This is a genomic window from Nocardia sp. NPDC050435, from assembly GCF_040655395.1.
Classification (GTDB): Bacteria; Actinomycetota; Actinomycetes; order Mycobacteriales; family Mycobacteriaceae; genus Nocardia.
In genome coordinates, this window is sequence record NZ_JBFAJW010000013.1 from 1 (window position 1) to 22,904 (window position 22,904).

At 65.1% G+C, this 22,904-nt stretch carries 25 protein-coding genes; 7 read left to right on the forward strand and 18 right to left on the reverse strand.

All coding sequences use genetic code 11. The features are described from left to right. Nucleotides 1-125: 125 nt before the first annotated feature. A complete protein-coding gene (gene rpsB, locus AB0I43_RS33205) occupies nucleotides 126-965 on the reverse strand; it encodes a 30S ribosomal protein S2 (protein WP_357433266.1) in 840 nt (279 codons plus the stop codon). 326 nt (nucleotides 966-1,291) lie between these two features. On the opposite strand from rpsB, the gene AB0I43_RS33210 reads away from it, so the two are divergent. From AB0I43_RS33210 to AB0I43_RS33225, 4 genes are all read left to right on the forward strand, one after another. Beyond that, on the forward strand, nucleotides 1,292-2,509 hold the full coding sequence (locus AB0I43_RS33210) for a hypothetical protein (protein ID WP_357433268.1): 1,218 nt from the start codon (nucleotides 1,292-1,294) through the stop codon (nucleotides 2,507-2,509). A 371-nt stretch (nucleotides 2,510-2,880) separates the two neighbouring features. Then, nucleotides 2,881-3,363 (forward strand): M23 family metallopeptidase, encoded by a 483-nt coding sequence (locus AB0I43_RS33215; protein ID WP_356980224.1) that lies wholly within the window; start codon nucleotides 2,881-2,883, stop codon nucleotides 3,361-3,363. Nucleotides 3,364-3,411: 48 nt separating this feature from the next. Next, entirely contained in the window at nucleotides 3,412-3,927 is a 516-nt protein-coding gene (locus AB0I43_RS33220) for a DUF1990 domain-containing protein (RefSeq protein ID WP_356980209.1), read from the forward strand. 268 nt (nucleotides 3,928-4,195) lie between these two features. Continuing rightward, nucleotides 4,196-4,321: a methyltransferase domain-containing protein gene (locus AB0I43_RS33225; RefSeq protein WP_356980208.1), complete on the forward strand. Its 126-nt coding sequence runs from the start codon at nucleotides 4,196-4,198 to the stop codon at nucleotides 4,319-4,321. A gap of 325 nt (nucleotides 4,322-4,646) precedes the next feature. Here AB0I43_RS33225 and AB0I43_RS33230 read toward each other — a convergent pair whose 3' ends face one another. The 8 genes from AB0I43_RS33230 to AB0I43_RS33265 all read right to left on the reverse strand — a co-directional run bounded on the left by AB0I43_RS33230 (nucleotide 4,647) and on the right by AB0I43_RS33265 (nucleotide 10,135). Then, on the reverse strand, nucleotides 4,647-5,249 hold the full coding sequence (locus tag AB0I43_RS33230) for a sigma-70 family RNA polymerase sigma factor (protein WP_356980206.1): 603 nt from the start codon (nucleotides 5,247-5,249) through the stop codon (nucleotides 4,647-4,649). Between the two features lie 170 nt (nucleotides 5,250-5,419). Then, complete coding sequence (locus AB0I43_RS33235; RefSeq protein ID WP_356980205.1) at nucleotides 5,420-6,136, reverse strand: GAF and ANTAR domain-containing protein; 717 nt, start codon at nucleotides 6,134-6,136, stop codon at nucleotides 5,420-5,422. 107 nt (nucleotides 6,137-6,243) lie between these two features. After that, entirely contained in the window at nucleotides 6,244-6,960 is a 717-nt protein-coding gene (locus AB0I43_RS33240) for a GAF and ANTAR domain-containing protein (protein WP_356980203.1), read from the reverse strand. A gap of 222 nt (nucleotides 6,961-7,182) precedes the next feature. After that, entirely contained in the window at nucleotides 7,183-7,497 is a 315-nt protein-coding gene (locus tag AB0I43_RS33245; protein ID WP_356980201.1) for a DUF202 domain-containing protein, read from the reverse strand. Then, a complete protein-coding gene (locus AB0I43_RS33250; RefSeq protein WP_356980200.1) occupies nucleotides 7,494-7,841 on the reverse strand; it encodes a DUF202 domain-containing protein in 348 nt (115 codons plus the stop codon). Before AB0I43_RS33250 ends, AB0I43_RS33245 begins: the two co-directional genes overlap by 4 nt. Before the next feature lie 64 nt (nucleotides 7,842-7,905). Continuing rightward, a complete protein-coding gene (locus AB0I43_RS33255; protein WP_356980222.1) occupies nucleotides 7,906-8,601 on the reverse strand; it encodes an acetoacetate decarboxylase family protein in 696 nt (231 codons plus the stop codon). 113 nt (nucleotides 8,602-8,714) lie between these two features. After that, nucleotides 8,715-9,638 (reverse strand): tyrosine recombinase XerC, encoded by a 924-nt coding sequence (locus AB0I43_RS33260; protein WP_356980199.1) that lies wholly within the window; start codon nucleotides 9,636-9,638, stop codon nucleotides 8,715-8,717. Nucleotides 9,639-9,643: 5 nt separating this feature from the next. Then, nucleotides 9,644-10,135: a hypothetical protein gene (locus AB0I43_RS33265; RefSeq protein WP_356980197.1), complete on the reverse strand. Its 492-nt coding sequence runs from the start codon at nucleotides 10,133-10,135 to the stop codon at nucleotides 9,644-9,646. Between the two features lie 226 nt (nucleotides 10,136-10,361). Here AB0I43_RS33265 and AB0I43_RS33270 point away from each other — a divergent pair, with 226 nt between their 5' ends. After that, nucleotides 10,362-10,739 carry a nuclear transport factor 2 family protein gene (locus AB0I43_RS33270; RefSeq protein ID WP_356980196.1) on the forward strand — a complete coding sequence of 126 codons (378 nt, stop codon included), beginning with the start codon at nucleotides 10,362-10,364 and terminating at the stop codon, nucleotides 10,737-10,739. A 20-nt stretch (nucleotides 10,740-10,759) separates the two neighbouring features. Here the strand turns inward: AB0I43_RS33270 and dprA are convergent, their stop codons facing one another. The 4 genes from dprA to AB0I43_RS33290 form a co-directional block, all read right to left on the reverse strand. Further along, the gene (dprA, locus tag AB0I43_RS33275) at nucleotides 10,760-11,953 is read right to left on the reverse strand and encodes a DNA-processing protein DprA (protein WP_356980194.1); all 1,194 of its coding nucleotides are present in this window, start codon (nucleotides 11,951-11,953) and stop codon (nucleotides 10,760-10,762) included. Between the two features lie 606 nt (nucleotides 11,954-12,559). Beyond that, nucleotides 12,560-12,745: a hypothetical protein gene (locus tag AB0I43_RS33280; RefSeq protein ID WP_357433270.1), complete on the reverse strand. Its 186-nt coding sequence runs from the start codon at nucleotides 12,743-12,745 to the stop codon at nucleotides 12,560-12,562. Between the two features lie 65 nt (nucleotides 12,746-12,810). Next, nucleotides 12,811-13,959, reverse strand: coding sequence for a hypothetical protein (locus AB0I43_RS33285; RefSeq protein WP_357433272.1), 1,149 nt, complete (start codon nucleotides 13,957-13,959; stop codon nucleotides 12,811-12,813). A 129-nt stretch (nucleotides 13,960-14,088) separates the two neighbouring features. Further along, nucleotides 14,089-14,763 carry a hypothetical protein gene (locus AB0I43_RS33290; RefSeq protein ID WP_357433274.1) on the reverse strand — a complete coding sequence of 225 codons (675 nt, stop codon included), beginning with the start codon at nucleotides 14,761-14,763 and terminating at the stop codon, nucleotides 14,089-14,091. Nucleotides 14,764-15,387: 624 nt separating this feature from the next. Here AB0I43_RS33290 and AB0I43_RS33295 point away from each other — a divergent pair. Continuing rightward, nucleotides 15,388-17,580, forward strand: coding sequence for a hypothetical protein (locus tag AB0I43_RS33295; RefSeq protein ID WP_357433276.1), 2,193 nt, complete (start codon nucleotides 15,388-15,390; stop codon nucleotides 17,578-17,580). Between the two features lie 891 nt (nucleotides 17,581-18,471). Here the strand turns inward: AB0I43_RS33295 and AB0I43_RS33300 are convergent. From AB0I43_RS33300 to AB0I43_RS33315, 4 genes are all read right to left on the reverse strand, one after another. After that, nucleotides 18,472-18,618 carry a hypothetical protein gene (locus AB0I43_RS33300; RefSeq protein ID WP_357433278.1) on the reverse strand — a complete coding sequence of 49 codons (147 nt, stop codon included), beginning with the start codon at nucleotides 18,616-18,618 and terminating at the stop codon, nucleotides 18,472-18,474. Between the two features lie 138 nt (nucleotides 18,619-18,756). Beyond that, the gene (locus AB0I43_RS33305; RefSeq protein ID WP_357433280.1) at nucleotides 18,757-19,680 is read right to left on the reverse strand and encodes a hypothetical protein; all 924 of its coding nucleotides are present in this window, start codon (nucleotides 19,678-19,680) and stop codon (nucleotides 18,757-18,759) included. 83 nt (nucleotides 19,681-19,763) lie between these two features. Beyond that, a complete protein-coding gene (locus tag AB0I43_RS33310; RefSeq protein ID WP_357433282.1) occupies nucleotides 19,764-20,111 on the reverse strand; it encodes a hypothetical protein in 348 nt (115 codons plus the stop codon). A gap of 2 nt (nucleotides 20,112-20,113) precedes the next feature. Further along, entirely contained in the window at nucleotides 20,114-20,278 is a 165-nt protein-coding gene (locus AB0I43_RS33315; RefSeq protein ID WP_357433284.1) for a hypothetical protein, read from the reverse strand. A 399-nt stretch (nucleotides 20,279-20,677) separates the two neighbouring features. Between AB0I43_RS33315 and AB0I43_RS33320 the strand changes: the two genes are divergently transcribed. Continuing rightward, on the forward strand, nucleotides 20,678-20,953 hold the full coding sequence (locus AB0I43_RS33320) for a CopG family transcriptional regulator (RefSeq protein WP_357433286.1): 276 nt from the start codon (nucleotides 20,678-20,680) through the stop codon (nucleotides 20,951-20,953). Between the two features lie 1,504 nt (nucleotides 20,954-22,457). Here the strand turns inward: AB0I43_RS33320 and AB0I43_RS33325 are convergent. Then, a complete protein-coding gene (locus AB0I43_RS33325) occupies nucleotides 22,458-22,904 on the reverse strand; it encodes a hypothetical protein (RefSeq protein WP_357433288.1) in 447 nt (148 codons plus the stop codon).

Genomic DNA, 22,904 nt, shown 5'->3' on the forward strand with positions numbered 1-22,904 from the left:
TCCCCCTCGCCCGGGGGCTCGTCCCCCATCGGGGGCGCCCCTCCTGGAAATGTAGCGGTTCCGGGCCAGCGCGGGCCAGGTGGCCAGGCCCCGGCCACCACCGCTGATACAGCTGGTTACGAGACTCAGGCCTCGGCCGGGGTCTCGGCGGCGGCCGGGGCGGCCTCGGCGGCCGGAGCCTCGGCAGCGGGGGCGGCCTGCGCGAGCAGCTCCTGCTCCCACTCGGCGAGGGGCTCGCCCTGGCCGGCTTCCGGCTTGTCGTCCGAAGCGGACTGGCCCGCGCGGGCCTGCACGCCCTCGGCCACCGCGGAGGCGACGACCTTGGTCAGCAGGGCGGCGGAACGGATCGCGTCGTCGTTGCCCGGGATCGGGTAATCGACCAGGTCGGGGTCGCAGTTGGTATCCAGGATCGCGATGACCGGGATGTTCAGCTTGCGCGCCTCGCCGACGGCGATGTGCTCCTTGTTGGTGTCGACGACCCAGATGGCCGAGGGCACCTTGGCCATGTCGCGGATACCGCCGAGGGTGCGCTCCAGCTTGTTCATCTCACGCGTGAGCATGAGGATTTCCTTCTTGGTGCGACCCTCGAAGCCACCGGTCTGCTCCATGGCCTCGAGCTCCTTGAGGCGCTGCAGGCGCTTGTGCACGGTGGAGAAGTTGGTGAGCATGCCACCCAGCCAGCGCTGGTTGACGTAGGGCATCCCGACGCGAGTCGCCTCGGCCGCGATCGACTCCTGGGCCTGCTTCTTGGTGCCGACGAAGAGAACGGTGCCGCCGTGGGCGACGGTCTCCTTGACGAACTCGTAGGCCTTGTCGATGTAGGTCAGCGTCTGCTGCAGGTCGATGATGTAGATGCCGTTGCGGTCGGTGAAGATGAACCGCTTCATCTTCGGGTTCCACCGACGAGTCTGGTGCCCGAAGTGCGCGCCGCTGTCGAGCAGCTGCTTCATAGTTACGACAGCCATTGCTCTCGTATCTCTCTTTCGTTGCCGGTTGCCGCCACGAATCGGTGATTCGCAGCCCTGGCGCCTCCGAACCGTCGGACCCAGACCTTGCAGGCTCGGGACCAGCCGACGATTCACTGTTTTCAAGCACGGATGGCGCGCGAAGTCGGTCCATGTCAGGCACAGACCGCTCGATCAGTCTACGGCGTTCAGGCCCGCGCTCTAAATCGCCCCGGCCCCGATCCCCTGACCAGGAGAAATGGCGGATATCCACACCCGCCGAAGTTGTCCACACTCGCCGAAGCAGGGGTTACGGCGCGCCCGTCGGCCGGAGAAATCTCGACGGCATGAACCGATTGTCGATCACCTTCACCATGCTCCTGCCCCTCGCCTTCGCCGCGGCCGTGGTCGCCGCGCCGCCGGCCCGGGCCGACGCGGGGCCCTGCACCGGCTCGGTGTGCCAGGCCCCGCGGCGGATCGAATCGCTCCAGGCCGGGCTGGAGCGGCTCGCGCCGGAGGCGCCGCCCGATGCCCTCGGCTCCCTGGCCGCCGGTCTCTCGGCGCTCGCCGCCGAACACGGCCTGCGTCCCACGGCCGTCACACCGCTCGATCAGCTCGCCCGGCAGGTGGGCGTTCCGCCCGCCGAGTGGCAGCCGTTCGCCGCGAAACTCGACCGCCTCACCGCCGACCTGGGCACGGTCACCGCCGAGGCGGTCCCGCTTGCGGCAGGCGCGGCCGCGCGCCTGCTGACCCCACCCCCACTGCCCGACATCACCGCCGCCCTGCACCGTCTCGCCGCCGAACTCGGCCCGATCCTCACCGGCCTCGCACCCCTCACCACCGACGCGGTCAAGAGCTTCATCGAAATCGCCCGTGTCGCAACCGAACTCGGATTCGCACCAGCGGAGCTGGAGCGCGTGGCGGTCAGCCTCGGTCCGGTCGTGGGTGGTTTGATCCGGTTCGCACTGGAGTCACTCGGACAGGTGCTGTCGTCCGCAGATCCGCAGCGTGCGGAGCAGCCGGGAGTTTCGGCTGCGGTTCAGGAAGGCGCGGGCCACGATCCGCAGACGAACGCCATTCCGAAGCCGCAGCGTTCGACATCCCTGCTGCTCCGCCTCTCCCGAGACAGCTCCCAGCCGCAGAACGCGCCCGCCTGCGCACCGGAGGGCGGCGCACGCCGCAAACAGAGCCACGAACCCACCCGATGCACCACGAATGCCCCCGCACCGACCGCCGTCCCCGGCACGCGATGCCTCGCGGCAGACGCCACACAGCCCGTGGACCCGAACGCTGACTGCCCGCAGTCTCCTCCCCCAGCCACGAATATCTGCCCGCCGCCGAACGAAACCGCCGCTTCTCCCGCGGCTCGATGCACCCCGAACGCCGAGGCGATTCCGGCACAAACTGCCCAGCCTTGCTCTACGACCAGCGACGGCCCGGCGTCGAGCCACGCTGAATCCTGCACGGAAAAGGACGATTCCCTGAGCACCGCTCCCGACGCGGCCGCCGACTGCGATGGCCCGACCGTATGCGTGCTGATCACCCTGACCTGGGGAGCTCGCTGAAAGTGGCAAGCTCGCTTTTCCGACGCCGCCAGGGTCGCCGACCGACAACGCAGTACCTCTCCACCGCTCGGCGACACCTGACGACTCGGCACCTGCCGGCAGCCCAGTGGAACCAGCCCGCTCGAAGCCACCCGGAAGCTCAAGCTCTTCGACACCTGACGAATCGACAGCTCCAGCTGGCACGTTGGCTCACGGCAACTCGACGGCACCTGCTATTCATTTCGTGCCAGCCCGCTCAACGGCTTTCGGCAACTCGATGGGGCATTGATGCTCGGCGGGAACAGACAGCGCGAAGGCGACTGGCGGATCCGAGGTCTTCGAGAGGTCGGGGTCAGCTGGCGGCTCGGTTGCTGGTGGTGGCTTTGGTTGGGTTGGCAGCGTGCTCAGGGTGGGATGTGGTGCCTGCGGCGGCAGCCCCGGGTGGGGTGTTCGGGTGGCCGTTGCGGCCTCGGCCGGTGATCGAGCGGCGGTTCGACAAGCCCGCGCAGGACTGGCTGCCTGGGCATCGTGGGGTCGATCTGGCGGGGGTGCCTGGGCAGCAGGTGCTGGCGGCGGGGGATGGAGAGGTGGTGTTCGCCGGGGTGGTGGCGGGGAAGCCGGTAGTTTCGATCGAGCACTCCGGCGGGTTGCGGACGACATATGAACCGGTCGAGGCCGAGGTGCAGGTTGGTCGGCGGGTGACTCGGGGCACGGTGCTCGGGATTTTGCAGGCTGGGCACGAAGGGTGCGGTGCTGCCGCCTGCCTGCACTGGGGTGCGCGGCGCGCAGGTGGGGCGACCAGCAGGCGGGAGTATGTGGATCCGCTTGCCCTGCTTCGCCTCTCGATCATTCGGCTGAAACCTGTCCGCCCATGACCGCACCGGCTCCTTCCGCCTCCCACCCCGTACTGCGAGGATCAGCACATGAACGAGCCGCTCCAGGACCAGCCCTACACCTACGCCGAACTCGGTGCGACGCGCGGTGTTATGCCGGCGGAGTACGACCAATTCGAGCTGCGGCGGCCCGTCGGGCAGGGGCGAGCGTTCTTCGAACGTGCCGGTGACGCGATCCTCGCGTACCGCATGCAGAAGGGCACCCACATCTTCCGGTCCGCGAGCACACCCACCGCCCAGGTCGATACAACGATCACGGTCCTGCTGGGCGTCGGCCCGATCGGCATCACCGCACCGTGTCGCGTCGTCTACGTCCTCGACGAACCGAACCGTCGCGGCTTCGCCTACGGCACCCTCCCCGGCCACCCCGAATCAGGCGAAGAACTCTTCGCGGTGGAATACGACCCCACCGACGACACCGTCTACGGCGTCGTCATCGCCTTCTCCCAACCCGCCACCTGGTACACGCGCCTCGGCGGCCCCGTGGTGCGCATAATCCAGCGGCTCGTCGCCGGCCGCTACATCGCCACCCTCCGCTCCGCCTGATCCGCACGCCCCTTTGCGAAACCGGCGTAGCTCGTGCAACGCCACGGGACCATGCACGAACACCATCGGCGACCGCAGAGCCCACCACCGCCCTATCGAGCTGAGAGGGCAGCCCCCAATCCCCCACAGTGCCAAGGAAACTGCACACAGCGGATCGCCGACCCACCGGAACTCGGTCACCACGGCCCGCTGATCGGCGTCGACACCTCCGCAGCCATGGTCGCAGCCCCTGACATCATTCCCGGCGTCCGCGGCGTCAACGAGGGCGTTGTCCCGGCGCATGCTGTACCACGTCCCCGATCCGGTGGCCGCGCTGCACGAATTCCGCCGGGTCACCAGGCCCGGCGGCACCGTCTGCGTGGTGATTGAATGCACGCCGAGGCCGACCCGGTGAACGCATCCGGCGGAAAATGTTCGGGTGCGTGCGGAAGTATTCGGGTGCGTGCGGAAGTGTTCGGCTGCGTGCGAAAGTGTTCGGGTGCCTGTGCGTCCTCTGCTCATGATGGCGGCCAGCTGGGCAAGACCAGCACGGGCTCGACGGTAGTTACGCCACCGTCCCGATGGCCGCATCGCTGGAACAGCCTGCCGAGAACCCCGACGTGCAACCAGATCACGACGCCCACCATCGCAGCGCGACCGACAATTCGGCCGCCTATCCGCTTGTCGCCAGAAGCTCGCACACCCGCGCGTGTGGCAGCGGGCAGCACGGGTGTGCGAGCTCAGGCGGCGCTGGAGAGCGCCGATTCGAGTTGCGCGAGGCCCGCGCGGATGCGGGATTTGACGGTGGCGAGCCCGATGCCGAGTTCGGCGGCAACCTGCGGGTAGCTGAGTCCGTGGTAGTAGGCGAGGACGACGGACTCGCGCTGGAGCGGGGTGAGCGCGACGAGACCGCGGCGGACGCTGCGGTATTCGTGGCGGCGCAGCACTTCCTCGGCGACGGTGTCGACGGGCGGACCGTAATCGCCTACCGCCCAGGCCAAGTCGTGGGCGACGGCGGCCCGCTCGTGGCGGACACGGTCCACCGCTTGGCGATGCGCCAACGTCCACAGCCAGGTCACCACCGATCCGCGGCGGTCGTCGTAGCTGGCGGCGCTGCGCCACACCTGCAAATAGACCTCGTGACAGGTTTCCTCGGCATAACCGGGATCGCGAACAATGGCCAGGACCCGCTGAAAGACCAGGTTGCGGGTGCTGTCGTAGAGCTGTGCGTAAGCGTCACGGTCGCCGGCGCCGGTGCGGCGCATGAGCTGGGCGAGCGTGGCGGCGTCGGCCCGGGAAACGGAATGGCGCCGGTGACAGGTGGAACGAACGTGCGAGACCATGATGCCCCCATGGCTGCGAGAACGGCGTGGGAGCCGACCCATCGGGAGGCAGGGATGCTCATCGTCGGCGCACGGATCCCGCTCCGGGGGCAGGGGTTTCGAAATCCGCCATCAGTCAGATTACCGAGCGGCGGACGCCTGCGAGCGCATTTGCACGATCCGTTGCGCGATCAGATCCGCAGACGCAACTCGACGATTCCGGTCGCGACGGCCTGCACGCTGATCCGATTGCGGCGCGCGTGTGCGCGGATCAACTTGTAGGCGGCGTCGGGCGCGACGTTGCGCGCGTTGGCGATCACACCCTTGGCCTGCTCGATGACGATGCGCGCGTCGAGCGCGTGCTGAAGCTGGTCGGCGAGTTGTTGTTTCTCACGGAGGCGGTCCGCGGTGACGAGATGGCCGGCGGTCAGCTGGGCGAGCAGTTCGCCCACGGAGAGGTCCGAGACGGACCATTCCCGGCGATCGGCGGAATAGATCGAGACGACGCCGACACTGACCTCGCCCTGCCGCAGCGGAATGCTGGCCACCGACGAAATCGCCTGCTGCTCGGCAGCACTCGCGTACTCGGGCCACACGTCGAGATACTTGCCGATCTCGGTGACGGTGACGGACTCACCGCGGCGCATGGCCTCCAGCGCCGGGCCGCGGGCCGCGAAGAGCTGGCTACGTTCCAGCTCCACCAGCCGATCGGCCGAGCCGGTGATGGCCGCGGGGTGACCGTCCGCCGATTCCAGCCCGTCCCACACCCGCAGCACGCAGGCGCCGGTGAGCACCAAAAGATCGGTGGCACTGTTGATCACATGCTCGAAGACCGCGGCGGTGTCCTCGGCGGCGAGCAGACGTGCGAGCTTTGCCAGCGCCGACACCAGCAGCTCGCTGTCAGACATCCGAAACACCCCTGTACCGGCGAACCTTTGGTGGTCGCCACAAAGATCCTGCGCCGCACCCTGCCCAACTCACCATGGTATGGACCAATGGGGGCTCGGCGAAACCTTCAGCTGCCGTAGGTATTCGGCGACTCGGTGTCCAAGGCGGCGGCGATCGGCAGCCGCCGCTCGATAATGCGCTCGGCGACCTCGGACAACGAAAGGTTGTGGCGGGCAGCCAGTCCCCGCAGTCGCGTATAGGCTTCACCGGCGTCGACGTGCAGGTGCGCGATCACCATGCCGGCCGCCTGATGGATCAGGACGCTGCCGCGCGGGGGCGTGAGCCAGCCGGACGCGCGCTCGGCCTGCGCCGAAACCAGCTGCGCGGTGAGCAGTTCCGCGATCCGTCCGGCCGCCGCGATGGTCTCCGGCGCGGCCATTCCGGGGTCCGGGTCGAACAGATCGAGGGTGCCGAGCCGCGCCATGCCCAGCCGCAGCGGCACCGCGACCATCGCCCCCCGAATCGACTCCCTGGTCATGGCGGCGGCGAATTCCGGCCAGCGCGGGCAGGGCGTGGTGAGATCAGGCAGCGGCACCGGCACACCGGTGGCGAACGCGTAGACGGCGGGGCCCGCACCCGCGACGGCTTGGAGACCCTCGATCCGCGCGGCGTCGGCGCTGGTCACGGACCAGGGCCACAGGCCGAGATGGCGTTCGCCGATGAGGATCGCCGCGTCCTGGACGGGCAGGATCTGCACGCACGCCTGGCACGCGGCGGAGATATCGCCCCCACCGAGTCGCAGTGCCGAGCTGAACCGCTCGGTCAATTGATCGATCTGTGCCACGCCATCCTACGAACTGGTTGCGCTTGACCGGCAGCGTCAGGATAGCCGAAATTATCCGATTCTCGTCCTGCAAAAAGCGCCGCGGGAAACCGCTGAGCCGCAGAAGGTTCGGGGATGCGCACGTACTCCCGCGAACGAAGCAGCGGATCACCCACCTGCTTCTCGCGGGAATTCGCTGTGCCGCAGGCGGTTCGTCGAGCGCGGTGGGTCCCGGCGTACGAATCAGGGGTCGGGCATGGTCGCCGCGAGCCCCAAGGCGACGCTGGCGACAGCTATTACCGCGAGAGTGGTAATAGCTGTGGCGGTGCGAACGTGGCCGTAGCGGCGCTCGCGCAGAGTGCGGTTGCGATGGAAGCAGAGGACCGCGAGCGCGGCGAGGGTGGCGGCGGCGCAGAGCGGGGCGAACTGGGCCGGCCGCCAGGCGTTGCCGACGGCGTGGTTGAGGAACAGGGCGGCGCAGACCATCGCCGAGACGGCGGTGCGGCGCCAGGCCAGCGCGGTGCGCTCGGCCGCGAGCCCGGCGTCGCGTCCGCTCACTGCACCAGCACCGCGACACAGGCCAGCACCGAGATGATGGCGATGCCCGCGGACAGGATCGGCACCATGACGGTGCGCGGCAACGGATCTCCCCGGCGCATGGCCAGGCCGACCCGGCGCCAGTGCCCGTACGCTCCGACCGCCACGATCACCGCCAGCAGAATGCAGCTCATCGCGAGCGCGCGGCGGAACCCGGAGGTCTTGAAGGGCTGCACCAGTGTGTGCACGGCGACGCCGCCGGCGAGCAGACCGAGCGAGGTGCGCATCCAGGCCAGGAAGGTGCGTTCGTTGGCGAGGTCGAAGCGGTAGTCGAGCTCGGCTTCCTGGGGCGACTCGGGATTCACACCTCACCTCTGCATTCCGGCCGGGGAATTTCACCCTAGCGGCCGGATCGCGAACACCTGCGGATCACACCGGAGTGGCGTCCTGGAAGGTCATGCGCAGTCGCGCGATGGTGGAACTCATCGAGGCGCGTTTGGGCAGGCCGAGCGCGGCCAGCTCGCGCGCCCACGGATGCTCGCCCAGGATCAGGTCGGCCCCGCCCGGGCGAGCGTGCATGCCGGCCGGTTCCATCTCCCACTGCGTGCAGCGCGTGACGCCGTCGATATGCGAATAGGCGTCGAAGGAGGTGCCCGCGCCGCGCTTGGCGGGGGTCGCGAAACCGGGGCGAACCCGCAAGTCGACCACGAGTTCCCCGTTGTGGTGCAGGGCGCCGCGGCGGACCGTGCCCTCGTAGTCCATCCGGAAGTCGGCGATCTCCTTGGGGAAGCCCCAGATTCCGCGCCCGGCGGCCAGGGTGAATTCGCCGTCGACGGGCAGCCGGTGGATGAAGACGCCCGCCTTCCCGCCGGCCAGCGCGCGGACGTCGGCCAGACCGCCGGTGTCCGCCGCGGTGTGGTGGCGGACCATGAACGACACACCGAATTCGTGATAGGGGCCGAGATCGCCGTCGACGTACTGGACGAAGACCAGCGTGCACAGCGCGCGGTTGCCCGGCACCCGGATGACCTGCAGGCCCGAATAGTCGACGGCGCGCTGCGCGGCGTCGGCGGCGACCGTGTAGGACGCCATGAAGGCACGGGCCTGCCGGATCCGGACCGGCATCCTGACCTGTTTGCCGAGCACGGTGTGCACGGCGCCGGCGTCGTTCACGCAGCCTCCCAAAACTAGAACTCGTTTCAGAATAGGGCTTCGTGGTCGCGAACACCGACTTTCGGTCAAGCCCGCGGATGGGCCTGGTCGTGCACCTTCTTCAACCGTTCGATGGACACGTGGGTGTAGAGCTGGGTGGTGGCCATGCTGGCGTGGCCCAGCAATTCCTGCACCACCCGCAGGTCGGCGCCGCCCTCCAGCAGATGGGTGGCGGCGCTGTGGCGCAGGCCGTGCGGGCCCATGTCCGGCGCGCCGGGGATCGCCGAAACGACTTCGTGCACTACATCTCTGGCTTGCCGCTGATCCAGGCGGCGGCCACGGCGGCCGAGCAGCAGCGCGCGCCCGGACTCCGAGTTCACCAGGGCCGGTCTCCCGTGCCGCAGCCATCGCTCGATGGCCTGATCGGCGGGGCCGCCGAAAGGTACCGAGCGCTCCTTGTTGCCTTTGCCGAGCACGCGAACCAAGCGGCGTTCGCGATCGATATCGTCCAGGTCCAGCCCGCACAGTTCGCTCACCCGGATGCCGGTGGCGTAGAGCAGCTCGACGATCAGACGGTCTCGCAACGCGAGCGGATCCTGCTGTGCCGCACCTGATTCCGCCGCCTCCATGGCCTGGACGGCCTGCTGCTTGCCCAGCACCGCGGGCAGGGTGCGCTGCGCCTTCGGCGCGCCCAGACGCAGTCCTGGATCGACGGCCAGGTGCCCGTTCTTCGTCAGCCACGCGGTGAAGGTGCGCGCCGAGGACGCCCGCCGGGCCATCGTGCTGCGCGCCGCGCCCCGCGCCGACTGGGCCGCCAGCCACGAGCGCAGCAGTGCCAGATCCAGTTCCCGCACAGCCGAATCCGGTGCGCGGTCACACAGGTGTGCCAGCAGGGAACGAGCGTCGCCGACGTAGGCCCGCACCGTGTGCGCCGAGCGGTTCTGGCCGAGCCGCAGATACCGTCCGTACTCCGCGACCAGCGCTTCCAGATCCTCTGGCAGTTCGTGCATACCGACTACCGTGGCGCGCCACCCGGCCCGCTGGCAAGTTCCCGCGCCGCGCGGCGGTACCTCTTACCCTGGCATCCCGCGCCGGTCCCACCTACGCGGGCACACTGAGCGCTTCGGCGATACGGCTCGCCTGCTCGGTCCGGAACCGGAGCTCCCCGGCCCGAGCGACCCTCGTGGAACCGCCCCACCTCGAAGCCGAAACACACCGTCTCCGAATCCTCCAGCAGTACTTCGATCTCGTCCCGCTCCGCTCCGGTGCGCGGCACGTCGAGCACGCTTCGCCCCTGCGCCCAGACCACCAGGCGGTCCTCGGTCACCGCTACCGCTCCGGCGATCGTCTCCTTGCTCCAGGATGTGTAGCGCCGGGGTGCCCGGTAGTCCCGCAATGTCAGCGTCCCCGCCAACTGCTCCACCAGCACACGTGCCCCGCCGAGTTCCTCGCGCAATTTCTCCGGCAACCGACCCCCGCGCCGCCGCGCCCACCCGAACAAATTCACGCTCGAATCATACTGCGCAACAGCACTCACCAGCGGTGTTAAGCGCTTCGGGACCGCGCACACTCGCCGCGGCACCTGACTCGCGAGTTGCCGGTCCCGCTTCTGTGGAGACCCGGGGCCCCGCTGGTCGTTCGGCCGGCTTCCTTGCAGAACCCGCAAGTCGAGCACCCAGCTATGCCCGACCGGAAGGTACGGTCTCGAAGTCGGCGAACGGAAGGACTCTGCAATGAACTACGGCAAGGCCGTCACAGCGGCGGAAGCCTACTTGAAGGCGATCGACGGCGACGATCCCCAGCGGGTGGTGGACCTTTTCGCCGACGAGTTCACCTGGGAGGACCCCGTCGGCAGCGAACCGCTGTCGGACAAGACCGTGCTGCACCAGCGGTATGCGTCAGCGGCGGGCGGGATCCGTGTCATCCAGAGCGGTCCGATCCGAGGCTCGCATGGCAATGCCGCCGCCGCTCCGTTCGAATTCGAGCTTCGACTCGAAGCATTGGGCGGGCCGAAACGGGTGCGCGTCGTGAACATCTTCACCGTGAACGACGCGGGACTCATCACGTCCATGAAGGCGTATTGGTCTCCTGAAGATATCCAGGACATCTGACCGGTAGCTCTGCCGAGCACCTATCGACCAGACCTCCTTCGGGTAGTGGCCAGCCGGTACCAGCCGTCCTCGCCTACGCCGACTCGCGCGGCCAATTCCAAGGCGCTCAAGGCCGCTCGCACGGTGGGCAGCGGTAGGTCGGTAGCTCTGGCCAACTCGGTCGGGACGCGGGAGCCAATTTTCGGCAGCGCGGCGAACACCGCGGCCTCGTCGCCGGTCAGTGCGTCTTCCGCAGGCGTCGCTCCGCGCGGATCGGGCAGAGAGAGACGGAGCGGCCCCGCTTCGTCGATGACCTCCTCGTAGCTGGTGACGAGCAGAGCTTCGCCGTCGCGGATCATCCGGTGACAGCCGACTGAAGAGGCCGAGTTGACCGAGCCCGGGACGGCCAGCGCCGGGCGGCCCAGGCGCCGAGCCCATTTCACGGTATTGCGCGCCCCGCTGCGCAGCCCTGCCTCGACGACTAGGACGCCGTCCGCGAGAGCCGCGATGAGCCGGTTGCGGGCCAGAAACTGGTGTTTGCGAGCAGGAGTGCCCGGCGGGTACTCACTGATGATCAGCCCCGTCTCGGCGATCGCCGACAGGAGACGGTCGTGCTCGGCCGGATACGGCCGGTCCACGCCGCAGGCCAGCACCGCGATGGTCGGCGCGCCCGTGGCCAGGGCGGCGCGATGGGCCACCGCATCTATGCCATAGGCCGCCCCGGACACGACCGTCCAAGCCTGAGCCGCAAGCTCACTCACGATATCCGCCGTCACCTGCTCGCCGTAAGGCGTACTGCTACGCGCCCCAACTACCGCCAACGCGCGCTCACAAGCTTCGAGCAGGGATCGCGGCCCCCGCACCCACAGCGCCAGCGGCACGGCCCCATCCTGATCGCGCCCGCCCGCCAACTGACCGAGCCCGAGCATCCGCCAGGCCGGCCACTCCGGATCATCCGGCGTCACCAACCGTCCACCAACCCGCTCGACCATCTCCAAATCCCGCTCCGCACAGTCTGTCCCCCGCCGCTTCTCGGTCGCGCCCCGCAACGCCTCCGGCAACTCACACTCCCGCACGGCCCGCGCCGCCTCCACGACCCCCACCGAGTCGATCAACGCCGACAACGCCGCACAGGGCCCTTCCACCACCCGCGACAAATACGCCCACGCCAACCGCCGCTCATCCGCCACCCCGGACACCACCACCTCGCCCGTCTCGAGATCGATCACCCGCATCACCCGATCCACCCCCATTTCGCCACACCCAGCCGACCCCACCGCCACAAGCACAGACCGCCCACATCATTCGGCCCACCGCCCATGACGCGACGACCAGCCGACCTCACCACCGCCAGCACCATCCGCCTCACGTCGCACCTCACCACGACCAGCCGACTCCACCGCCACAAGCACAAATCGCTCGCACCCAGCCCACCTCTCCCGACGCCACAACTGGCCGACCCCACCGCCGCCGGCACCATCCGACTCGCGTCGCACCTCACGACCATCGGCGGATCCCCGTCGGCTCCGGTGCCCGGCAGCACCGGCGTGCTCAACTCGCACCCCGCTGCCGGAAGTTCAACGCCTGCATCACGTCTCGAGCGCTGGGTTTGTCTGCGCCGCGCAGGTCGCAGATGCTCCAGGCGACTACATGGACAGCAATCTCGCACTTTAGCTGCCGCCACAGCGAGCGCTATGTGCGCAAACCGAACCCTGAATCAACTTGAGAACGCCGGAACCGCCCACCGACACGGGTATTGCTCAGGGTGGGTTGGCCCGTGCAGGAAGGCGGGCAGTCGGCACTGAGGTCCGAGGCCCTCGCCTCACTAGCTTCTTAGCTCCCTAGCCAGTAGTCCCAGTTTCCGGCTGGATGGGCGCCAGAAAGCCCTTCACCTGGCCGTAAATGCCGTAGATGCATTCGTCGCAGACGACCATGTTCCGGCCGCCCGGGTCGTAGATGTAGCCGTGGTTTGCTCCTACGCCACGATGGCATTCGATGCACAGACTTCCAAATTGGTTGCGCTGCATGGCGACTCCTATCTAGACAGTCGGATAGCCGTGGCTTCCTGACGGTTGAGGCATACGCATCAACATCAGGTCAACCACGCGAACACGCCCAGCACCAAACAGGAGATGACCAGAAGGACCGCGGCGGGGCGTAGCAGAGCGAGCGCGCGTTTCAGGGAGGCGAGTTCGTCGCGGAGCATTTTGATCTGGCCAAGCGCCGCGCGGTATTTGGCCTGAAGCTGCTCTCCCTGCCCTACCAGCTCCTGAGCGCGCTTGCTCGCTGCTTCCAGCTCGCGGGTATGTGTGCGAGATGCCTGGACCTGACTCTGACGCAGAGTCTCGATTCGGCGTTGTGTGAGGCTCTTGTCATCGAGTAGTTCGTCACGCTGGTCTTCCAGCCGCTGCTTCTGCTGCTTGGCAGTTTCGAGTTCGTGCGCCTGATCGCTGATCAGGGTGGTGGCGGCCTCGAGCTTGCGGTTCTGGTCGGCAATGACGGCGGCCTGTTGTTTGGTGTGCTGTTCCCAGTCGCTCACTGTTGCCCACCCTGCCTTGTAGTGATCTCGGTATGCCCACGCCACGTCGCCGGCCGCCCACTGCGCCAGCACGTCCTGTACTGAAATCTCGGTGACGTAGAGCCCGCCGCGGCGGCCCCGGGCCAGGTAGCCGGTGTGAGCGCGGTAGTGGTTTCGGGGTGGATCGAAGTTCTTGATGCCCAGCGCGGGGAGGAGTTCGACCCAATTGCATGAGCGGGTCAGCCAGAGCACGTTCTCGGCGCCCGCTGCCTTCAGCTCGTGGGTGCGGGTTCGAGCTTCGAGGTAGTCCAGGGGTGACCACTGGATCTCTACCGCGTAGCCGCGACCGGCGATGTTCCCGAAAACGTCCGGACGGCGATCCCCTATCGAGACTTCTACCTCAGCATCGGTACTGCCGCAGGCGCGCAGCTGGTCGCGGACCCAGTATTTGAGGCGGTAGTGCAGAAAGGTTTCGTGAGCGGATCTGGCGGCGGCCGAGCTACGTTGCGCTGCTGCGCCTTTGCCATGCCGGACAAACGGGTTGTGAGACCTCGATCTGTACGCCGTGACCGGGTGCTTGCAAACCAGGCAGCGTAGGCCGGGCGTGTGGTGCCAGGTGGCGAAGACTTCGGGGTCGCGGACGTCGATGAACTCGTTGTAGCGGCCCAGGGCCGCGTTCATGGCCGAGGCAAAGCACTCGTCGTCTGTGTTCGACTCGCCCAAGGCCCGACCCCCGTCGTGCGGTACATCAACATGTCAACGGTAACCGAGGCCACCGACAGGAATCGGCGTGTTGATGCTTATGCGCCAACACCTTTCGTTGATACCTACGCATCAATACGGGTCAAAGGGTCAGGCCGCGAAAGGGTGCTCGCACACCCCGCACAGGATCGGGCCCGGGTCGATACTGCGCTGATGCGCCCGGACCCGGCGCGGAGGCGTGCAACCGCAAGTCAAGGCGCGCCCGTTACGTGGAGGATGCTCCTCGTCGTCGGACTCCCTCGACTCGGCGTCCTCGCCGGCGGGATCCGGGTCTTCGGTCCCGGTGTGCTCAGAACGGCGGTGTGCGGTCAACGCCGCGGCGAGGTTCTCGATCTGGGTGCGGTATTTCTCGGCGGTGTCGTCGGCGAGGTGGGTGATCGACCATCCGGTGGAGGGTTGACGTTCGACGCGTAGGCCGAGTTCTTCGGCGAGCTGGCGGTATTTGCCATTGTGGTAGGCGCCGGCGCGGCTGGTATCGCTGATCCCGCGCGCTCGGGCCAGCCCGTGGGCGGCTTCGTGGAGCAAGGTGGCCAGGACTTCCCGGGCGCCGAAAGCGAATCCTTCCCCGCCGATGAACAGCTCAGGCATCCATTCCTCACCCCGCTGCCACCGGTCGGGTCCGAATTGCCCGAGTCGCACTCCGCGGCGCCCGGCCGATCCTCCGGCCATCGCGACCACCACGTCGGGCACGTCGGGATGAACGATGCGCAGATGTGCCCACACGGATTCGATCGCAGTCACGACTGTCCCAGCGACTGTGCTCATATTAGCGCCTCCCGCAGGTTGATTCCTACGCTCAATTCTACCGACTGATCACACCCCTGAGCAGCAGCTTCACGAGAAATGGACATCAAAAGCGCTGTACACCAACACAATTCACGACCATCTGTCTAGGACGTATCAGAACCCACGCTGAGCAGCGGTTACTACCGTGTTCAGGGACGGGCTTTTGCCCGGCACGAGTCACGCCCGTGACAGCGCCGATCGGCCGGGAATTTGATGGCTGGAACTGCCGCCGGCGTAGGTCTTTTGGCTCTGGGTGGGCTGGCCTGCACGGAAAGGCGGGCAGGCTGCGCCTGCCCGTTAAGGGCCTGCCTTTCCGCGCAGAGGCTCGCGGGTCAAGGGTGGCCGTAGGCCATCGGCGCAGCCGACGCCGCAGGCGCCCTTGAGGCGTGAGGAGCGCGGGAACACAATGCAGGCCAGCCCACCCAGAGCCACGCGGCCGAAGGCTGCGCAGCCCTCTCGTGCATGGAACTCGTCCGGAGCGTAATTCCACGTTTTTCCCCCCGCCTTCGCCGAACCCTTAGTGTGGCTTTGGAGTTGACGTAGTTGAGGCAAGTATCTCGAAGATCGGGGCGTCAACCTGATCCGTACGGAACGATCACTATCGTGACTGCACAAACGGAAGCTGACGCTGTTGTTCGGTGGGTGGAACGCCTGACAGCGGCCGCTGAGCGAGGTGAGCTGCTCGACCTGGCGGATGGGCTAGCTGCTGACTCGCCGGCCCGGGAACCGGCCGATGGCGACGAGTGGGGCCTCACGCGACAGATACCGGCCGCTTCGCTGCGCGCAGTCTTGACCAACCGCGACCTTGTTGTCGATCCCCACGGCATCCGGATCAACGGCGCTCGGATCATCGGTCCGGTTGATCTGGAGAGCATCACGTTCGAACACGCTGTACACCTCACGGCTTGCCATGTGGAGTGTCACATCAATCTGACCGGTTCGAAATTGAAAGAATTGAAACTCAGCGGTTCTCATATCACATCCATCGATCTTGATGGCGCAACAATTCTAGGCGACCTGTTGGCCAGTGAGAGGTTCAGCGCCACCGAGGGTTTTCGTGCTGTCGGGGCGAAGATCGGCGGCTTGCTCCAACTGGATTCTGCGAGTCTTTCCAACCCCGACGGCGTGGCTTTGAACCTCGACGGCGTGACTATCGCCGGTGCTTTCCTCGCCCGCTACGGGTTCACGGCCACGGGTGGGATCCGCATTCTGGCAGCAAAGATCGGTGGCTCACTCGAACTCGATGATGCCAGTCTCTCCAACTCAAGTGGCTTCGCCTTGGCCCTCGAATACACGACTGTCGTCGGTGCCTTGTTCGCCCGCGGAAGTGTCGTGATCGGGGAGGTACGTGTTCTGGGGGCAAAGATCGGCGGCTCGCTCGAACTGAATGGTTCTAGTCTTTCCAACCCCGACGGCATGGCCCTGAACATCGAGAACGTAACTATCGCCAGCACCCTGTTCGCCGGCCTCAAGTTCGCTGCCACCGGGGAAATCCATGCTGTGGGGGCAAAGATCGGCGGCTCACTCGAACTGGATGGTGCCGAACTCTCCAACCCGGGCAGCATTGCCCTGGACCTCAACGGTGCGGCTATCGCCGGCAGCGTGCACGCTCGCGATAGTCGCGTGATCGGCGAAATCCGTGCTCTAGGGGCGAAGATCGAAGGCTCGCTCGTACTACGCGGTGCCATCCTCTCCAACCCCGACGGCGTTGCCTTGAACCTCGAACGCGCAATGATCACCGGCGCCGTACTAGCCCGCGCCAAGTTCACTGTTACTGGCGAATTCCGTGCCCTTGGGGCGAAGATCAACGGCTCACTCGAACTGGATGGTGCCGAGCTCTCCAAGCCCGACGGCGTTGCCTTGAACCTCGAACGCACAACGATCGCTGGTGCCTTGTTCGTTCGCAACGAGTTCACTGCTACTGGGGAAATCCGTGCTGTGAGCGCGATGGTCGGCGGCCCGTTCGATCTGAAAAATGCCAGTCTGTCCAACCCTGACGGCAAAGCCCTGAACCTCGAATCCAGTAATATTGCCACGCTAAGGCTAACACCGGTTCGCGCCGATGGGACGATTAGCCTGATCCAGGCCACGATTGCCGACCTGCGGACACCGCCGAACGCGCTACCGCCTGGGCGGCTGGTTGCCACCGGATGGCAAATCACAGATATACACGGGCTTATCCGCGATGACAGCCGCGCCGCGACGGAATGGCTGAAAACCGATCCTTCCGGCGGGTTTACTGCTCAGCCGTGGCATGCGTTGGCAGCGGCATACGACCGCAACGGACAACCCACCGATGCGCGCCGTCTTCGATTCACCGCCGCGAGAGAAACCACTAGGCACGGCCCCCGGTCGGCGAAACCATTGCGCTGGGTGTATCTACTGTTTGCCGGGTACGGCTATCATCCGCTTCTGACTGCCTTCTGGCTTGCCGGAGTGCTGGTACTCGGGGTCTTCATTACCGATCACAACACCGAACATTTCATCCCCACCGACCGGGCCGCCGCAAACAAGTCCGCAACCGCTTACGCCACCGAAACCCGCACGCCCCCACCTCAACCGATCACTGCCGCTGAGTCATGCACCCGTTACCCTGACTATCCATGCTTCAACCCATTCAATTACGCCCTCGCCGGCACGATCCCGGCCGCAACAGGAGTGACCAAAGCCGACTGGGCTCTTAGCTCCACCGCCCCAACCTTCGTCACCCTCATCATCCCTATCTTGCGCATCCTAGGCTGGATCCTCACCGTCATCCTCCTCGCCGGTGTCACCGGACTACTCCGCAAAGGATAGTCCGCCTGCTATCCCGCGAGATTGGTGCCGTATCAGACGAAACGGTGTACGGAGCTTGCGGGATCGCCGGGATCCGTATTCGTTTGGTGCCTACGCATCAAGTGCCATCGATCGGTGACCGATTTCCGCATGGTCGCGGTTGATATCTAAGCATCTACCCCACACTTGCCGACATGGGTCGCTAAGCGTTGAGGCCTAGGTATCAACCGTGCGGCCTACCGCCCGATGCACGCCGCTTTGCATTGATGCCTACGCGCCAACTTGCGGATCAGTAGACCACCGCATACACACCTGACTGACCACCACGGAGGCAGCGAAGCGCGACGACCCATATGCCAACCCAGCCACCTCGCAAACTTTCCGACAACCCACCTAACGCAACCACCACTTCTTTCTCAACCACCCCCGCATCCCTCTCCTACTTACTTACTTGATCTTTGATTGATCCCCACCCCACCCAGTCCCACATCTCATGAGCACGAAGTGGTTATGAGATGTGGGACTGGGTGGGGTGGGGATCAATCGCAACGCCGAAGGCGTTGCCCCGGGTAGGAGAGGGATGCGGGGGTGGTTCGTTGGTGGCGGAACTACGTCACAACTTGTGGCTCGGTTTGCCAGCAGAGTGACACGGTTTTGCCACTTCGATCAGGCACAAGATCGACATCCGGTACACGGTCGTACCGGAAGGGAACCCCTTCCTCGGCCGGAGAGTGTCCTACCGATGCCCTGACTGTTCAAGGGCCTCGCCTGGCGGCTCGGTCGCTACGCGATGGCCTGCGGCCACCCTTGAGCAACCAGGGCATCGGCGAGGGGAAGGGCCTTCAGGAGGAAGGGGCGGAGAGAATTTGGTCGGACCTAAGATCATCGAGTACTTGCCCTGGCTGGTTGCGATCACGATTGACCGGACCATCCGTGTAGCCACATGCCGTGGCAGATCAGAAGATCGCGGATCCAGTACTGCCCGTCCCACACCGCGGGGTCGTCGGGATCCAGCCCGGCATCGAGCAGTGCTTGACGGTCGATCGAATCGTCGTCCATACCGGCTCTGACGCGCGATAGGCCGGCCGTGGTTCCGGCGGCGATGTGACTCGCCGCTGGGTGTCCTCGCCCGCCGCCTACTCGAACACCTGGCCGGGCTCCCGCTCACTCACGACGAAATGAACGCAGTAATCAGCTTCACCACAATTTTTTCAACCCGCTGGGCATCGGAAATGCTTCTTCAACAAGCAGACTTGCGATATCCAGAATCCGCGATGACTCCGCTTCACTAACGTACCCGCTCCCGGCAGTCATGTGAACTTCCCTATTTCTCACTTTCACAAATTCATTTCGATTGCCGGAAGAAACGATCCCGCGGCGGTGCTTCGTTAATAGTGAAAAGGTCTTTCCCAGTGTAGGGAGAGATGGGATCGGGATCTTGTCGGCCTTCAGAAGTTTCACGATAGCCATTTCCGCTGCACTTCCGCATTCGATTACAGCACGGCGCGTATGAGTCACTCGATGTAATGCACGAGCATCTCGGATGAGCAGCCATGGCAATGGAACTGAAGTCCCACTGCCAGCCAGCTCGAACGCTTTACCGAGTATCTCTTGTGTCGCCAGCCCCTGTTTCAAACTGTATATCGAGCCGAAACTTCGCGGGGTGAATCGGGGTTTGACGGTCCCGTCAGCACGGCGCTCGAACATCGAAGTTCGGTTTTCGAACTGCCGCGGCGGCCTATGCCCTACAGCGGTTAAATGTTGGCCGGTCAAGATATCCAGCCAAGACGTTAGCCGCTGCTCCCACTTGTCCATCTCCCTCCCGACGACATCAGGATCCGCGACGGCTGCCGTGAACGCAATGCGTCTGACGATCGCAACGAGCTCCGGTTCAACCGAGTCTCGGCGGAGAATCCCCCAAATTGCCTGGTCTTCGTGGTGCACCTTGCCGAGAATGGGTGCTGGCTGCGTCAAATACGCACCATCCGCTACCGCTGGTTCTCCAGGAAGATGTACGGTTATCTCTTCTCCTGCAAGTGCGGACGTGTAGCTTTGACCGATGACTTCAGGATCGCACCAGAGGAAATCCGGGATCTGCTGTTGCCACTCAATGTCTGTCATCTGCAATGATCCGCCTACTTCTGCGGCGGAGCGACCTTTCTTGAACGGTTGACCGACAGACGCTGCCTGCCGTTGGAGCATGGTCAGTTTCGACGTTGACTAGCGAAATACCATGCGAAGCTGGTGGCGAGAACAGAGACCAGTGGACTGAAAACAATGCCAGCGAAGGTGATGATTCCGTTGGTTCGGTCGGCGGGCAGGACTAGGAACATCACCCCGATACCGACGGCAACCACGGCAACGACACCAAGCAAGAATGCCGCGAGGACGAATCGATGCGTGGACAGCGGTCGATTACGGTCCTCCAAAACCGCTCGCACCGACGTCGCAGGATCGATGTCTTCGATAATGTCGCCACGCTGAGACGTCGACCCCAGCTCACTAATCGTTTCGTCCGATTCAGGATTGCCGGTTTCGCTTGAATCGCCCACCCCTACTCTCCTTCGATCCGCTCAGGGCATGCGCAGGCGCAATGAACCTCGAAGCCACACTCGGGACAGGTTCGGCCGTAGAGCTTTTCGATGACGTTGTCCACGCCGGACGCCGGCTGGAGGTCCTCGGTGATGGCTTCACCCGAGAGGTCTTTCCGCTTCATCATGAGTGCTTCCCCGACCCCGAACGATGTTGGTCCTGTGCCCTGGGGCGCCGACTCCGCCGCCACCAGCGGAGAACCCTAGCACGTATGTGCGGAATTGATGTACGTAGAACATGCGTGTCCAGTACGCAAAGATTGCGTAGCGTGACCGTACCGTTACTGCGAATTGTGCGCACTTCAGTTGCAACACACGCCACCCCCTCGTTAGGGTGGCCTCGCATCCAAGTTTTGCTACCGAGGTGGGCGCAGGGGCATTGGGCAGCGACGCAACATGCTGCCGAGACGCCTGAAGTGAAACTTCGCAGAGGAGGAAACAGCCTCCCGGTCGGGCGGCCTGGGAGATGCTCGCGCATGGCGTTCAATCGCATCTCGGTAGCACGCGGGCAACAACCAAGGAGCAGCATGTCAGCTCAAGATCGAGCTCAGGGGTCGAACGTCGGCGGCACCACGAATACCGATGGTGTAGTACGTCTTTCGATCAACCTGGCGGCCGACGTCGCTGCGGTACTTCGACGCTGGGCAGAGGCTAAGCACATCAGCGTGACCGAGGCGGTACGTCGAGCCATCGCTATTTGGAACTTTATCGAGACAGAGAAGGCCAACGGCAACACCATCGCGATCATTGAGAATTCGGGCAGACCGAACCAGAGGATCCGAGAGGTAGTGCTGATCGACTGATCGGCCGATCCCACCAACACCCACAGGCGCTCGCCGGCTACTTCGGCGGGCGCCTGCTTCTCTTTTGACACCGCCTTCGCAAATCCCCTCAGCGCCCCCCGACTCACGCGCCGCGCGCCCGCATGAGTACGGCCGTGACCAGCGTTGTGCGGCAGGAAGTTTGCCGGGAGTGAAGCAGGTTCGCATCTTTGCAAGCTCTCGTTCACAGTTGATGTTGACAACGAACGCTGCCCCTTGCTGACGTCAACATGACGTGTTACGCCAGCTCAGGGCCAGTTCTTTACCCATCGAGCAGCCAAGCGATCTCGCATGAGCTCTGCCGCCAAAGCGGCTATTCGATCTTGGATCGCAGCGCGTCGGATGTTCGCAAAACTCGTCACGGAGTCTACCCGCTAACTCCGGATTCGGAAGAGCCAATTCACCATTGAGCTGAACGAGATCGCACCCGACCCTGCATACGGCGACCCTCATGGCCCTGTCGTTCGCCCGAGAACCAAATCTTCGCAACAAGATTCACCCTCTACGCAGGGAGTATGCTTGTTACTTGCGGGTACGCAATATTGCATTTGCATGAAAGACCTATTGGTCGGTTTTCTTTGGTCCCTAGCGGGTAGCGATCGACTCCGATACCGGCGCGGTTTGCAATCGAGAACACTCCGTACAGGATCGTCAGCAGCTCAAGCATGCCGGGCTGACTAAGGCCGGACTGGACACCATCGCCGGGTTACGCCGAAGCGGACTCCCCTCGCGTAGCGCCCGGCGCCATGTAGGCCGCGATCCCCGGTCGACCACGCCCACCCTCTGTTTACACCGGCCGATTGGTTCGGAAGTTCGTTCGAGCAACAGCCCCGCTCTATGTAGGATCGAATCCGGCGCTGTCGCAGGCCAGTTCGATCGGACTCAACCTCCGTCTTGGGTGTCGTCGGAATCCTTACTCGGGATACGACATCCGCCCGGATGCCTTACTACGGGATCCGGGATCCTAGATGGAGGTTGATGTCTATGGGACTGATCACGCGTCGACAACTTGTGGCAAAAGCAAAAGCCACGGCGGTGGTACTCACCGCCGTGGCTTCGCTGGTAAACGCTGCTAAGGCTGCCTACCGGGTTGTTCGCGCTATCCAGGAGAGTGGCGGGCTGTAGCCCACCGCGGTCTCTGGCCCCGTTGCCCCGGGTCCAGAGACCCTCTTCGATGCATATGCACGTGTGTATTGTACGTACACCGAACCTGAAAAGCATGTGAAGTGCATGTCCACCAGGTCACGGGCTGGAAACCGGGCTGGCGCAGTGACCAGCGGATCCCCAGTTCGATACATCTGTTTGTGTGTATCAAAACTTCCACTGAACCTACGAAATGCATGTGAAATGCATGTCTGCCGTCACCAGTGCTGACGGCACAGCCGATGAGAGCTGCCTCGGAACGAGCGAATCGCGTAGCCGCGCTCGACTGGCCATAACCCCTGACCCAGTGCGGGTCAGGGGTTATGGCCAGTCGAGCGAGTATTTACGCAGCTGGTGGGGTGTATCCCTTCAGGTCGTAGACCCGGTTGTTGTTGCTCGGGTCCAGGCCAGCGAACATCAGCCCGTCCAGGCGCCCGCCGATGTCGATGCCCGCGGCGCGGGCGCGGCGGACTCCTGCGTTGATGGCGCGCAGTACGTCGCGGTCCAGGGTGACCACGCGCAGGCCGTCGTCCTGCTCATCCTCGCGCTGGTCGGTGTCGAGGATCAGCTGGGAGTCGATGACGGGCTGGCCCTGTCCTTCCCGGCCGGGCACCGGTTTGCGGTTGACCCAATACAAGGGCTGGCCGTCGCGGTTGTGGCGGTGGCGGCGCACGACGGAGATGATCTCGCCGGAGACCTCCGCGCCGGGCTGTATGTCGGCGCCGAAGGGGTTGCGGGCGCCGGCGCCCATCAGCTCGGCGTTGATGCGGTCCAGATCGGTGATGGTCAT